At 62.6% G+C, this 12928-nt stretch carries 10 protein-coding genes; all 10 read right to left on the bottom strand.

Annotation, left to right across the window (positions count from 1 at the left end; translation table 11 throughout):
• Positions 1-61: 61 nt before the first annotated feature.
• Positions 62-667, bottom strand: coding sequence for a phosphatase PAP2 family protein (locus CLM73_RS22325; RefSeq protein WP_105240283.1), 606 nt, complete (start codon positions 665-667; stop codon positions 62-64).
• Positions 668-809: 142 nt separating this feature from the next.
• Positions 810-1352, bottom strand: coding sequence for a hypothetical protein (locus CLM73_RS29010; RefSeq protein WP_158685914.1), 543 nt, complete (start codon positions 1350-1352; stop codon positions 810-812).
• 19 nt (positions 1353-1371) lie between these two features.
• Positions 1372-4125 carry a glycoside hydrolase family 19 protein gene (locus CLM73_RS22320; protein ID WP_105240282.1) on the bottom strand — a complete coding sequence of 918 codons (2754 nt, stop codon included), beginning with the start codon at positions 4123-4125 and terminating at the stop codon, positions 1372-1374.
• A 21-nt stretch (positions 4126-4146) separates the two neighbouring features.
• The gene (locus tag CLM73_RS22315; RefSeq protein ID WP_105240281.1) at positions 4147-6228 is read right to left on the bottom strand and encodes a type VI secretion system Vgr family protein; all 2082 of its coding nucleotides are present in this window, start codon (positions 6226-6228) and stop codon (positions 4147-4149) included.
• 319 nt (positions 6229-6547) lie between these two features.
• A complete protein-coding gene (arsC, locus tag CLM73_RS22310) occupies positions 6548-6976 on the bottom strand; it encodes an arsenate reductase (glutaredoxin) (protein WP_056571847.1) in 429 nt (142 codons plus the stop codon).
• A gap of 84 nt (positions 6977-7060) precedes the next feature.
• Positions 7061-7759: an urea ABC transporter ATP-binding subunit UrtE gene (gene urtE / locus CLM73_RS22305; protein WP_056571844.1), complete on the bottom strand. Its 699-nt coding sequence runs from the start codon at positions 7757-7759 to the stop codon at positions 7061-7063.
• A 2-nt stretch (positions 7760-7761) separates the two neighbouring features.
• Positions 7762-8601 (bottom strand): urea ABC transporter ATP-binding protein UrtD, encoded by an 840-nt coding sequence (gene urtD, locus CLM73_RS22300; RefSeq protein WP_105240280.1) that lies wholly within the window; start codon positions 8599-8601, stop codon positions 7762-7764.
• Positions 8598-9725 carry an urea ABC transporter permease subunit UrtC gene (gene urtC / locus CLM73_RS22295; protein ID WP_105240279.1) on the bottom strand — a complete coding sequence of 376 codons (1128 nt, stop codon included), beginning with the start codon at positions 9723-9725 and terminating at the stop codon, positions 8598-8600. Before urtC ends, urtD begins: the two co-directional genes overlap by 4 nt.
• A complete protein-coding gene (gene urtB / locus CLM73_RS22290) occupies positions 9722-11353 on the bottom strand; it encodes an urea ABC transporter permease subunit UrtB (protein WP_105240278.1) in 1632 nt (543 codons plus the stop codon). The genes urtC and urtB overlap by 4 nt, the downstream gene beginning before the upstream one ends.
• Before the next feature lie 36 nt (positions 11354-11389).
• Positions 11390-12643 (bottom strand): urea ABC transporter substrate-binding protein, encoded by a 1254-nt coding sequence (gene urtA / locus CLM73_RS22285; protein WP_056326460.1) that lies wholly within the window; start codon positions 12641-12643, stop codon positions 11390-11392.
• Positions 12644-12928 lie beyond the last annotated feature (285 nt).

The raw sequence follows: 12928 nt of genomic DNA, 5'->3' as shown, positions 1-12928 counted from the left end.
AGCCGGGCGGGGAAGGGCGCGGCCTTCGTGGCCGCTGCCGCTCCAGGCGTTGCGTCCACCGTCAGGCCCGAATCCATCCTCGCGCAATCGGCAGGGCCAGCACCTTGCGATATAAGCCCTGAGTCACGGCAGTCAAGGGGACGCCCGCACGGCGCCACATGGGAATCGTGACTGCGGCAGCCACGGGCGCCAGCAACAATCCGCCGGCGATATCCAGGGGGAAATGCACGCCCAGATAGACGCGGGACGTTCCCACGAGCACGGCGCCTGCCAACGCCAGCCAGCCCCACCCCGCCCACCGCCGATCCAGGATCAGCGCAAAGGCGAAGGTCGCGATGATGATCGTGTGATTGCTGGGAAAGGACGACGTCGCCTTGTGCGTGAAGAAGGCGTGTCCCAGGTTGATCGCGAACGGCCGCGGATGCGGCCACAGCACGCCGCACAGGTAGCTGGCGGCCAGCGCCACGGCGATGCTGGCCAGCGCCTTGAGCATCAGGCTGCGCTGGGCTTCCTTGCCCCACAGCCACACGGCGGCCATGACGCCCGGAACCAGCAGGATGAGCTTGTTCGCCACCAGCATGGCGGCGTGAATCTGCCAGACCGGCGCGGCGGGGTCGGCGTTGATCAGAAGAAAAAGGGACTGGTTGAAGCTTTCCAGGAAATCCATGACACGTCATCGCAACGTAATAATTTGATTGCTGCGATGGTAGACGGACTTCCCTTCAGTTTCCTTGCAAAAAAGACTGAGGGGGTCCTGCGGTTTGAATCTTGACCCGCTCTCGTGTCCCGGTGTTGGCGGGAAAACCGAATTAACGCCCTTCTGGCAGGGAGACAACTACAGGTATGTCGTCTTTGCAAACTATTTTCTTGCCGTCTTCGGGGGATGGAATGCCTTCGACTGTTTGTATTGGTAGAACTGCGTTGAGTGCGAGAACGCTTGGATCATAAAATTCGGCAACTATGGATTTTAAATCTATCGAGAATACATATCGGTAGTAACTCCTGGTGATGATGTCATCGTTTTTTCTGGGGCCTGTCTGTATTACCAGATCGATGGTGTTTTCATTGCAGCCATGACTCTCTACTGCAAACAATCTTTCTGTATTTTCCAGGTTCGGGTCGTCATTCGTGATTTTTAATATTGACTTGCCCATCAGTTTTGCTTCGATTGCTTTCCCCCGGGTCGATGAGGCGTTTTCGATAGTAAACGCATAGTTGCCTTTTTTGACAGTCATGGGCCGGCCCGTCATTTCGCGCATGAACAGCTCTGCGTTAGACGGTATTGCATATTCCGCTAGTGAGGTAAACGGCAGCGCAGCAAGCAACGCAACCGCGAATTTGAGTGAGTTCATGATCCGACTCCAGAAGGTTTCACTTGTGATTATTAGAAAATTCAGAAAATACATCCCGGAATGTGCGGTTCACCCAACATTCTTTGACATGTTTCCGGCGATCTTCATAGCTGTCAGTTCCTTCATTTATGATTTTTGTGACTTTATCAATAGCATCGTCGCCGATTCCACTATCAGCATGTACGTACAGGCGATTATCTAGCCAGAACACAAGGGCGGAGCGAACTGCGTATATGGGTTCGCTTACCTTATCGGGATACTTCTCAAAATCAACGTTTCCTCCCCAGATCCGCTGATGGGAAGCGCTGAAATTCTTGTAATTGGTGCGCCCCGTCAATTGCTTTAATCCTCGGCCGCGGTAAAGCCAACCGTCGCCCGGTTCAGTGTTTCCGAGTTTGTATCCGGCCGGCCTATGCTTATCGGCGTAGGCGTTGTTTGCTATCGCTTCTTCGTTTTTCGCATCTTGATCTGATCTTTCTCTATTTCCTCTGTAGTAGCCCAGCCTACTGTTAAATAGACCATCCGAAGAGTAGTTCAGGTTTTCGCGAAATGATGCGCTTGTGCCTATTTCTTGTTTAACTTGACCAAAGAAGTGGCATAGGCGAAATTCACTGTCAAGTTTTCCTGCGTCGAGATTTTCATTTACTCCCTCGGCTATTACGGCCAATCTGGAAGCCGGCGCATGCGGAAATATGCTTTGCAGCATTGGTACAGTCACGCGGTTGGTTCCCGATTTTGAGAATATGTTTACGAGCCCTGCCCCATGAAAGTGATAAATCTTCGCGTCATCGGGCAAACCTGCATCCGCTACATCACTCCACCACCGCAGCCGCATCACGCAGTTCTTCTCTGCTCTCACGTTCTCCATTGCCCACTTCCCCAACCCCATCGCGACTTCAGATATCACGCCGAACTTACTGGCCCACGAAGGCACAAACCATTCGCTGGTGTGATAAGCGATCAAACCGCCAAGTCGTCGGGAGGCATTCCTGTCCCTCAATGCCGCATCCAGTGTCTTTTCATCCAGTTCCCCGTCATCATCCATCCCGGCCAACCGGCGAACCGCTGTGAAGAAAGGACTTTCCGGCGGCCGGGTACCCCCTCGCAGATAATCAACAAACGCCGCAGCCGTTCCTTCCCACCACGTCCCCGCGTCATTGCTGGCCGCATCCACCACTTCAAACTCCGGCCAATGCCAAGGCGTGCACCGGCGGTCCTTGTCTTTCGCCCAGCCAACGACGGGTGAGCCATCGGCTGCATGAACCTTTACGTTCACCCAGCGTTGGCCCTTGTCGTCGTTTTTCAGGGGTGTTTCGCGCGTCACGGCGATCGTCCAATCGCTACCCATGGTGACGACCACAGGGGCGCTGTCCTTGGGTTCACCCTTGATCTGATCGTCCTTGCGCAACCGCAGCAGCGTCCAGTGCCGCTCCGCCAGTTTGTCCGCGTGTTTCCGGCAATCGCGTAGAAACTGCGGGACGTCCTGGCCGCTGAACACTTCCAGATGCAGGGTCGGGCGCGAGGTGGGCTGCTCCGCGATCAGCGCTTCGTTGCTGGAAACTTGCTCACCCATATGCCCGATCAGGTCGCCCATATTGATGGGAATGGGCGGGGAGGGCGTTTCGATACTGTCGAGCGACGCAGGCGCGCGGAGTTCGTCCAGTTCCTTCAGAAAGACGAAGCCTGTTGTGTCCAGGCTGGTGATCTGCGTGCCTGCCGGTTTGGTGGCGATGCCACCTTTAATAATGCGTTTGACGGTGACCCACTTGTCGTTGCCAGCAACAGCCTCGACTTCCAGTACAGAGCCGTGAACCAGAATTCCAAGTTCATTCTGTTGTTTGCTGACAGGGGCTGACCTCACCATAAGGCCGCCGATCTGCTTGCCTTGCAAGGTCCACTTGTTCGGCGTTTGACGAACCAGGTATTGCTTTTTCGGCCACCACTTCGGCTTGGGGCGGTTGGGCGCCGCGGCGTAGCTGGCGCCGTCGGCCAGGTGCATGTACAGGCTATACAGGGTCAAGGAAGGCGCGGCGGGCGGTGGTGGGCTTTGCGCGGCCGTCGCGCCAGACGGGTTGGCTGGACGCGGTTGGCTGGGCAGCACGACGGTAGCCGTCAGCGGCCCGTCGCTAAACCATCGGTTGGGCAGGCGGGCCGGCACCGTATCCAGGCTGTAGCCAGGTAGCCAAGGTTCGTCCACCGGCGCATTTGTCCATGTGGCGGTGGACGGCGGCAGGACGCGCACCTTGATCCAGCCGTCCTGCATATCCAGCAGGGCCACACGCGCATGGACTGGCAGCCAGCCGACGGAGGGACCATTGGCGCGGGTCGCCAGCCGTGTTCCGTAATCCTGCTTGGTGCTGACCTGCGCGGCTGCATCTTGTTTGGCCGGCGCCGGCAGAGCCGGCGCTTGCAGGCGGTGCCGGACAAGCACGAAGCCTGTGGAGTATGGCCTTAAAACCGCCTTGTCTTTTGAGGATTCGACGGCGCATTCGGCGGCCGTGAGCGTTGCGTCCGGGTATTTACTGTCCAGCCGGTAGGCGACGATTTCTCCGTCTGCCAGGCACTGCGCACCGTCATCGATGGCAAAGACGTTAGCGGTCGCGCGGTCGAAGTGGATCCCGCCATGGAAATGGCCGTTGCTGCCCAGGGGGAAGTGGCCGCCCTGGGCGAGCGCCAACCCTTCATACACCGGCTGCGTGTCCGCAAACGGTTTGCCGTCCTTTGCCTTGAACGGGTAGCCCATTCGAGAAGTGGGTTTCGTCGTGTCCGACATCTATGACGTGCTCCTGCAAAATCAACGCGTGAACTGCCACAGCCAGCTTTCTTGGGCGGGTGGTGCTTCATCCGGGGTGCCGGCGATCGAGAGCGAGTTGCCTTTGCCGCCGCCTTGCTGCGATATGGACCCTTTGAGGACGACGGCGACGCCATCGAGCGTGATGCCGCCGTCCTGCAAGGTGATGGTTCCGCCCGGGCCGCGCAGACGAAAGACCTCGCCCGCCTGCAACTGGACGACGCGGGAGCGCTGGCGAATCGCCTGGCCCGTCTGCAAGGTCGCGTGGCCCTCGATGGTCTGCTCCTGGTGCCCGCCGATGTTCACCCAATGATTTGCCGCGGTCTTGTCGCGGCGGTTGTTGCTCACCTCTTCGGTGCGGTCCTTGGCGGTGTAGATGGTGTGGTTACGCCCCACCGTCAGAAAGTCATCGCGACCGATGTCGTGCCGCCGATCCTGGCCGATGTTCACCTGCTCGTCATTGCCCACCGTCTCCTTGCGGTCGTGGCCGATGGTGATGGTTTCATCGTTTTCAACCTGCTCGCTGCGGTCATGTCCCACAAACGTGGTTTCGTCGTTGTTGACGTGGATGTTCTGGTCCTTCTGCGCGTGGACGTAGATCTCTTCCTGGTCCTTCTCGTCCTCGAAGCGCAGTTCGTTGAACCCTTCGCCCTTGTGCGTCTTGCTCTTGATCGTCATCCGCGTCTTGTGGCGCGGCAGTTCGTAGGGCGGCAACTGCAGGCGGTTGTAGACGCGGCCGGTGATCACGGGCTGGTCGGGGTCGCCGTCGAAATACGACACGATGACCTCTTGCCCAATGCGGGGGATGGCGATGTGGCCCCACGTCGCCCCGGCGATGTTCTGCGAGACGCGGATCCAGCAGGAGCTGAACTCGTCCTCTTTGCCCAGGCGGTCCCACGGGAACTGGACCTTCACCCGGCCATACTCATCGGTATAGATCTCTTCGTTGGGCGGGCCGACGACGACCGCGTTCTGCGGTCCGTCAAGGGTTGGTCTAGGCAGCGGCTCCGCGCGCCACTCGGCGTCGTCCGGGACCAGCTCGGCCTCGTACTGGTAGTGGGTGCCCAGCGCGGCCTCCGCGCTTTCCTCGGCCTGGCTGGTGTGTTGCGTACCTCGGTGAATGATGCGGACCGGGCGCCAGCCGCGGTTCAGGTCTTCGCGTGGATGACCGGCCAGCGTGAAGGAGATTCCCGGCTGCAGTCGCGGGTCATCGCCTTCGACCAACGCAATACGCGCGTCGCGCCGGTGCCCGCGTAGGCGGTTATCGGTAAAGGACCTGCCGGCCTCGTCGAACTTGGCGCGCGCAGGATAGTCGTAGCGTTCGTAGCGGCGGCCCTGATGGTCAAGGTCTTGCCCGTCGCGGCTATGCTGGTGGGTGTAGCGGGGATGGTGAAAGGTGTAGTCGCGCTGCGTCTGACGCGCGGTTCGCACGTTTTCCGAATAGGCGAATCGCCGCAACGCGGGCTGCGGTTGGTCGCCACCGGGGATGGGGTTGTACTGCACCGGCTCATCACCGACGCGGCCATGGATGAACAGGCGGTCGCTGTGGACCAATTGATGGCCCTCCGCGCTATGGCGGAAGGAATAGAAGAAGCCTTCCTCGCGCATGATGCGCTCGACGAAGTGGTAATCGGTGTCGCCGGCCTGCACGCAGTATTCGCGCGCCTGATGCTCGGTGGTGCCGCGTTGCTCGTAATCCTGGGTCAGACCATGCGCCTTGAGCACCGCCTCGGCGATCTGCGGAACAGTGACCGACTGAAAGATGCGCCAATCGGAACTGAGCTTGAGGCGCGCCAGACGCGGCTCGACGATGGCCGTGTAGCGCGTGCGGCGAAAGCCCGTGTCGCCTTGGACGAACGACGAGACGGCGCCGTGCACGTAGCGCACGGGCATGGAGCCGTGCCAGATCGTGAGCAACGCGGCGCGGTCCAGCACCGTGCCGAAGTCGATGGCGGCGTTGGCGCTGGCCAGGTCCACTTCCAGCAGGAAGGTCTCGGAAAGCCCCTCCTGCAGCGTGAATTGAACGACTTCGAAGGATTCGTCGCCGATGGCAAATGTGAAGCGCAGATTGGATTGGGTTGGCATGGCAGGCTCCGGAGCAGCATTGGTCTAATGCAATCTCCGTGCCAGCGTGGTCGCACGTCGAAATTTGTGCTTTCTTATCAACCGCTTAGCGATGTCTCGCCGCGAATCCCGCCGCTCTCGAATCGCCCAAAATGGCGAGAAGTGTTTTTTTTGATGGTTTTTCGGGCCAACTATGACCCGGATTCTTTTAAGCGATTGAAAACAAACAAATAAAGATCGGGCCAGCTTTGGCTCGGCCGGGCCAAAGCTGGCCCGATCGTTGAGCCTTAACTAACTGCAGCCAGGACGGGAGGCTGCGGTGGCGCGAGCGCGCCCGCGTCTATTTCTGGATGCGATTGCCCTGCGCGTCGATAACCGGCTCGCCGCTTTCCTTCGAAAAGGCACCCTTCTGCGGCGACGGAAGAATGTCCAGCACCAGCTCGCACGGCCGGCACAGCTTCGCGCCCAGCGGCGTCGACACAAAGGGGCGGTTCAGGAGGATCGGATGCTGCTCGATCGCGTCCAGCAGCGCGTCATCCGACAGCGACGTGTCGTCCAGGCCCAGTTCCGCATAGGGCGTGCCCTTTTCGCGCAGCGCGTCGCGCACGCTGATGCCAGCCTGCTTGAACAGCGCCTTGAGCGTGTCGCGCGAGGGCGGCGTTTCCACGTACAGCACGACCTGCGGCTCGATGCCGGCATTGCGGATCAGGCCCAGCGTGTTGCGCGAGGTGCCGCATTTGGGGTTGTGATAGATGGTGACGTCGGACATGAGGGCTCCTGTTTTGGGTGTGGCGCAATGCAAAACCGGAGCATAGTCCATTCGCGGCGCCGTACCGTGGCCCCGCGCCACCCATCACACCGACAGATGACGCCGCACGTCCTCGCCGTCAATGGCATCGCGCCCGCCGCTTGCCACCACTTCACCGCGCGACAGCACCACGAACTGATCCGCCAACTCGCGCGCAAAATCGAAATACTGTTCGCACAACAGGATCGCGATGTCGCCGCGCTGGCGCAGCATGTGAATAACCCGCGCGATGTCCTTGATGATGGACGGCTGGATGCCTTCGGTGGGTTCGTCCAGGATGATGAGTTTCGGCTCGGCCACCAGCGCCCGCGCGATGGCCAACTGCTGTTGCTGCCCGCCGGACAGATCGCCGCCGCGCCGCGACAGCATGCTTTTCAGCACCGGGAACAGCTCGAAGACTTCTTCCTTGATGCGGCGGGCGCGGGCCGCGGGCTTGGTCGCCATGCCCATCAGGATGTTTTCTTCAACAGTAAGCCGCGCGAAGATGTCGCGGCCCTGTGGCACGTAAGCCATGCCGCGCGCGGCGCGCTGGTGCGGCGCCAGGCGGGTGATGTCGGCGCCGTCGAAGGCGATGCCGCCGCGCGCCACGGGCAGCACGCCCATCACGCACTTGAGCAGGGTGGTCTTGCCCACGCCATTGCGGCCCAGGAGCGCCAGGCATTCGCCTTGCCGCACCGACAGCGACACGCCGCGCAAGGTGTGGCTGCCGCCGTAGTATTGGTCGATCGTGCTTACGTCCAGCATGTTCAGCGCCCCAGATAGACTTCGATCACGCGCGGGTCGGCCTGCACGCGGCTCATCGGGCCTTCGGCCAGCACCGATCCTTCGTGCAGCACCGTCACCTTGCCATCGCCCGCGATCTGGTTCACGAAGTCCATGTCGTGTTCCACCACCATCAGGGAATGCCGGCCGCGCAGTTCGTTCAGGAGTTCGCCGGTGCGTTCGGTCTCGGCGTCGGTCATGCCGGCCACGGGTTCGTCCAGCAGCAGCAACTGCGGCTCCTGCATCAGCAGCATGCCGATCTCCAGCCACTGCTTCTGGCCGTGCGACAAGAGGCCCGCGGGCCGCCAGACCTCGGGCCGCAGCCGGATCAGATCCAGCGTCTCGCCGATGCGGTCGGCCTGTTCACTGGACAGCCGCGAGAACAGGGTGGGGCGCACGCGCTTGTCCGTCTTCATCGCCAGTTCCAGGTTTTCGAATACGGTGTGCTGCTCGAACACCGTGGGGCGCTGGAACTTGCGGCCGATGCCTGCGTGCGCGATCTGCGCCTCGCTCAGCGTCGTCAGGTCGATGCTCTGGCCGAAGTAGGCCGTGCCCGCCGTGGGCCGCGTCTTGCCGGTGATGACGTCCATCATCGTGGTCTTGCCCGCGCCGTTGGGGCCGATGATGCAGCGCAGCTCGCCCACGCCGATGTCCAGCGTCAGGTCGTTCAGCGCCTTGAAGCCGTCGAAGCTGACCGTGATGCCTTCCAGGTACAGGATGGCGCCGTGACTGGTGTCCAGGCCCTTGGGGCTGACGCGGCCATAGCCGGCGTCGCCGCTCGGGCCGCCGTCCAGCATGGCCGATTCGGTGTGCGTGGTGGTCATGCCTTCTTCTCCTGGATGCGGGCCGCGATGCGGCGGGCAAGACCGACGATGCCGGTCGGCAGGAACAGGGTCACCAGCACGAAGATGAGGCCCAGCGCGTACAGCCAGTATTCGGGCAACACACTGGTGAACCAGGTCTTCAGGCCGTTGACGGCGCCTGCGCCGATGATGGGACCGATCAGCGTGCCGCGCCCGCCCGTTGCCACCCAGATGACCATCTCGATGGAGTTCTCGGTGGACATCTCGCCGGGATTGATGATGCCGACCTGCGGCACGTACAGCGCGCCGGCGATGCCGCACAGCACGGCCGACAGCGTCCACACGAACAGCTTGAAGCCCAGCGGATCGTAGCCGATGAACCGCACGCGGCTTTCGGCGTCGCGCACGGCGGTCAGCACGCGGCCCAGCTTGCTTTGCGTGACCATGCGCGCCACGATCAGCGCGCCGGCCAGCGCCGCGAGCGTCACCCAGTACAGCGTGGCGCGCGTGCCCGGCGCGGTGATGTCAAAGCCCAGGATGCGCTTGAAGTCGGTAAAACCGTTGTTGCCGCCAAAGCCCGTGTCGTTGCGAAAGAACAGCAGCATCGCGGCAAAAGTCAGCGCCTGCGTGATGATCGAGAAGTACACGCCCTTGATGCGCGAGCGGAAGGCAAAGTAGCCGAACACGAAAGCCAGCACGCCGGGCACCAGCACCACCAGCAGCATGGCGTACCAGAAGTGTTCCGTGAACGACCAGTACCAGGGGTAGGTCTTCCAGTCCAAAAACACCATGAAGTCCGGCAGGTCGCTCTGGTAGACGCCGTCGCGGCCGATGGCGCGCATCAGGTACATGCCGTGCGCGTAGCCGCCCAGCGCAAAGAACAGGCCGTGGCCCAGCGACAGGATGCCCGCGTAGCCCCACACCAGATCCAGCGCCAGCGCCGCCATGGCGTAGCACATGAACTTGCCCAGCAACGCCACGGCATAGGCGGACACATGCAGCGCGTGGCCGGGCGGAAACCACAGATTCATCAGCGGCAGGAGGGCCAGCAGGACGACGCCTGCGGTCAGCGCGGCCCACACCTTGCCCGAGAAAATCGGGCGGCGCGCCAGCAGGGTGAGGTCGGTCAGCGCGTTCTGTTTCATTCGACGCTCCGGCCCTTGGGGGCGAACAGGCCTTGTGGCCGCTTTTGGACGAACAGCACGATGAGCACCAGGATGGTGATCTTGGCCATGACAGCTCCCGCGTAAGGCTCCAGGAATTTATTCACGCCGCCCAGGCCGAGTGCGGCGATGACGGTGCCGGCAAGCTGGCCCACACCGCCCAGCACCACCACCATGAACGAGTCGACGATGTAGCCGCGGCCCAGATCCGGTCCCACGTTGCCCAGCTGGGACAGCGCCACGCCCGCCAGCCCGGCGATGCCGGAGCCCAGGCCGAAGGCCAGCATGTCGACGCGGCCGGTGGGCACGCCCACGCAATCGGCCATGCGGCGGTTCTGCGTGATGGCGCGCACGAAGAGGCCGAGCCGCGTGTGGTTCAGCAGCGCCCACACCAGAAACACCACAAAGAAGGCAAAGCCGATGATGACGATCCGGTTGTAGGTCAGCACCAGCCCGCCCAGCACGGTCACGCCGCCCGACATCCAGCTGGGATTGCCGACTTCGACGTTCTGCGCGCCGAACAGCGACCGCACGCCCTGCATCAGCATCAGGCTGATGCCCCAGGTGGCCAGCAGCGTTTCAAGCGGGCGGCCATACAGCCAGCGGATCACCGTGCGTTCCAGCGCCATGCCCACCAGCGCCGTCACTACGAAGGCAAGCGGCAACGCGGCCACGACATACCAGTCCAGCCAGCCCGGCAGCCAGGCGCGGAACACGGTCTGCACCACGTACGTGACGTAGGCGCCGATCATCAGCAGCTCGCCGTGCGCCATGTTGATGACGCCCATCAGGCCGAAGGTGATGGCAAGTCCCAGCGCGGCCAGCAGCAGCACGCTGCCCAGGCTGATGCCGTAAAAGAGATTGCCGGCCCATTCGATCGTGGCCAGGTGCCGGTCGATCTGCTTCACCGCGTTGGCGGCCGCCTCGCGCACGCCGGCGTCGGGTTCCGCGTAGGCGCCGTCGCGCTCCTGCGTCAGCGCGGCCAGCGTGGGCCGGAAGGCCGCATTCTTCGTGTCGCCCAGCACCTGCACCGCGTGGCGGCGCTTGGCGGGGTCTTCGCTTTTCAGTTCCAGATTGGCCTGCGCGATCAGCAGCGCGTCGCGCACAGCCTCGTTCTTCTCGTCCGCCAGCGCCTTTTCCAGCATGGGCAGGCGCGCGGGGTCGCCGGTCTGCTGCAGCCGCCGGGCCGCGGCAAGGCGTTCGCTGGCGTTGTCGGAGAACAGGCGGGATCCCGCCAGCGCGGCCTCGATGGCGCGGCGCAGGCGGTTGTTGATGGAAATCGTGCCCGCGTCCGCGGGCAGGTCCACGGCCGCGCCGGTGGATGGGTCGGTGGCGCGCGGCCCGCCGGTGCCGATCAGCACGCGGCCGTCCGCGGTGGCGTAGAGCTGGTCGTTGCCCAGCGCCTGCAGCACCGCGGCGGCGCCGGGGTCCGGCAGTTGGCCCAGCGCGGCAATCGCTTGCAGCCTGGCGTCGGTGTCGTCGCCGGCCAGCGGCGCAAGCAGGGCCTGGTCCACGCCGGCGGCGGCCGCGGGCGCGGCCAGCGCCGGCACGGCGATCAGCCATGCCAGGAGGAAACGACGCAAGAAGTGTGCGATTGCCGCGATGCGCATGGCTGCCTTTTCCTTGGGGCGGGTTGAGACTGGGGACTAGAGACCTTGCTTGCCTTCGTTGCCCGGGATGTACGGGCTCCACGGCTGAGCGCGGATCGGGCCCTTGCTCTTCCACACCACGCTGAACTGGCCGTCCGCCTTGATCTCGCCGATGTAGACGGGCTTGTGCAGGTGGTGGTTGGTCTTGTCCATCTCGATCGTGTAGCCGTCCGGCGCGTTGAACTTCTGCCCGCCCATCGCGGCGATGACCTTGTCCACGTCGGTGGTCCTGGCCTGTTCAACCGCCTGCTTCCACATATGGATGCCGATGTAGGTGGCTTCCATCGGATCGTTCGTCACGACCGTGTTGGCGTTGGGCAGGTTCTTGGCCTTGGCGTAAGCCTTCCACTTTGCGATGAACGCGTCGTTGACGGGGTTCTTGACGGACTGGAAGTAGTTCCACGCGGCCAGGTGGCCGACCAGCGGCTTGGTGTCCACGCCGCGCAATTCTTCTTCGCCCACGCTGAACGCCACGACCGGCACGTCGGTGGCCTTCAGGCCCGCGTTGCCCAGTTCCTTGTAGAAGGGCACGTTCGAGTCGCCGTTGATGGTCGATATCACGGCCGTCTTGCCGCCGGTGGCGAACTTCTTGATGTTGGCCACGATGGTCTGGTAGTCGGAATGGCCGAACGGGGTGTAGACCTCGTCGATGTCGCTGTCCTTCACGCCCTTGGAATGCAGGAAGGCGCGCAGGATCTTGTTGGTGGTGCGCGGATAGACGTAGTCGGTGCCCAGCAGCACGAAGCGCTTGGCGCCGCCGCCGTCTTCGCTCATCAGGTATTCCACGGCGGGAATGGCCTGCTGGTTGGGCGCGGCGCCCGTGTAGAACACGTTCTTTTCCAGCTCTTCGCCTTCGTACTGCACCGGATAGAACAGCAGACCGTTCAGTTCCTTGAACACCGGCAGCACCGATTTGCGCGACACCGATGTCCAGCAGCCGAAGACCACGGCCACCTTGTCCTGCGACAGGAGCTGGCGCGACTTCTCGGCAAACAGCGGCCAGTTCGAGGCGGGGTCCACCACCACGGCTTCCAGCTTTTTGCCCATCACGCCGCCGTTGGCGTTGATCTCATCGATGGTCATCAGGGCCACGTCCTTGAGCGACGTTTCCGAGATGGCCATGGTGCCCGACAGCGAATGCAGGATGCCGACCTTGATGGTGTCCTCGGCGGCGTGGACCTGCGGCATCCATCCGGTCATGGCCAACAGGCTCACGGCGGTCAGTTGCTTAAGGGCTAGTCTGCGTTTCATGGTGACTCCTGGATGGAAGGTGCCGGCCTGGCCGGCGAGAGAACGTTCTGAAAATGCAGTGGCACAGGGAGTCAAAAGCAAAACGCGTGCCAAGTTCTGGCAGGCATGTGGCTGCTGTATGAAGCGGGCGGGTTTACGCGAAGGCGCGTGGCAGTGGGGGCGCCCCGCGGACGTGATCAGAACGGTGCCGTCTGCACAGAATCGGTGCGCGATGCGCGCGATGACGGTGCGGCGTGCACGCGGCGGCCGTCGCATGCGAAGCCGGCGGGCGCGTGGTCTTGCCGC

Source organism: Achromobacter spanius (assembly GCF_002966795.1).
GTDB classification, from domain to species: Bacteria; Pseudomonadota; Gammaproteobacteria; order Burkholderiales; family Burkholderiaceae_B; genus Achromobacter; species Achromobacter spanius_D.
Note: the sequence above shows the minus strand (reverse complement) of the source record. Positions and strands in the feature narration are given on the sequence as shown.

Excerpts from the sequence above, each read along its gene's own strand:
- CLM73_RS22325 (WP_105240283.1), bottom strand. The coding sequence starts at position 667 with ATGGATTTCCTGGAAAGCTTCAACCAGTCCCTTTTTCTTCTGATCAAC.
- CLM73_RS29010 (WP_158685914.1), bottom strand. The coding sequence starts at position 1,352 with ATGAACTCACTCAAATTCGCGGTTGCGTTGCTTGCTGCGCTGCCGTTT.
- CLM73_RS22320 (WP_105240282.1), bottom strand. The coding sequence starts at position 4,125 with ATGTCGGACACGACGAAACCCACTTCTCGAATGGGCTACCCGTTCAAG.
- CLM73_RS22315 (WP_105240281.1), bottom strand. The coding sequence starts at position 6,228 with ATGCCAACCCAATCCAATCTGCGCTTCACATTTGCCATCGGCGACGAA.
- arsC (WP_056571847.1), bottom strand. The coding sequence starts at position 6,976 with ATGTCCGACGTCACCATCTATCACAACCCCAAATGCGGCACCTCGCGC.
- urtE (WP_056571844.1), bottom strand. The coding sequence starts at position 7,759 with ATGCTGGACGTAAGCACGATCGACCAATACTACGGCGGCAGCCACACC.
- urtD (WP_105240280.1), bottom strand. The coding sequence starts at position 8,601 with ATGACCACCACGCACACCGAATCGGCCATGCTGGACGGCGGCCCGAGC.
- urtC (WP_105240279.1), bottom strand. The coding sequence starts at position 9,725 with ATGAAACAGAACGCGCTGACCGACCTCACCCTGCTGGCGCGCCGCCCG.
- urtB (WP_105240278.1), bottom strand. The coding sequence starts at position 11,353 with ATGCGCATCGCGGCAATCGCACACTTCTTGCGTCGTTTCCTCCTGGCA.
- urtA (WP_056326460.1), bottom strand. The coding sequence starts at position 12,643 with ATGAAACGCAGACTAGCCCTTAAGCAACTGACCGCCGTGAGCCTGTTG.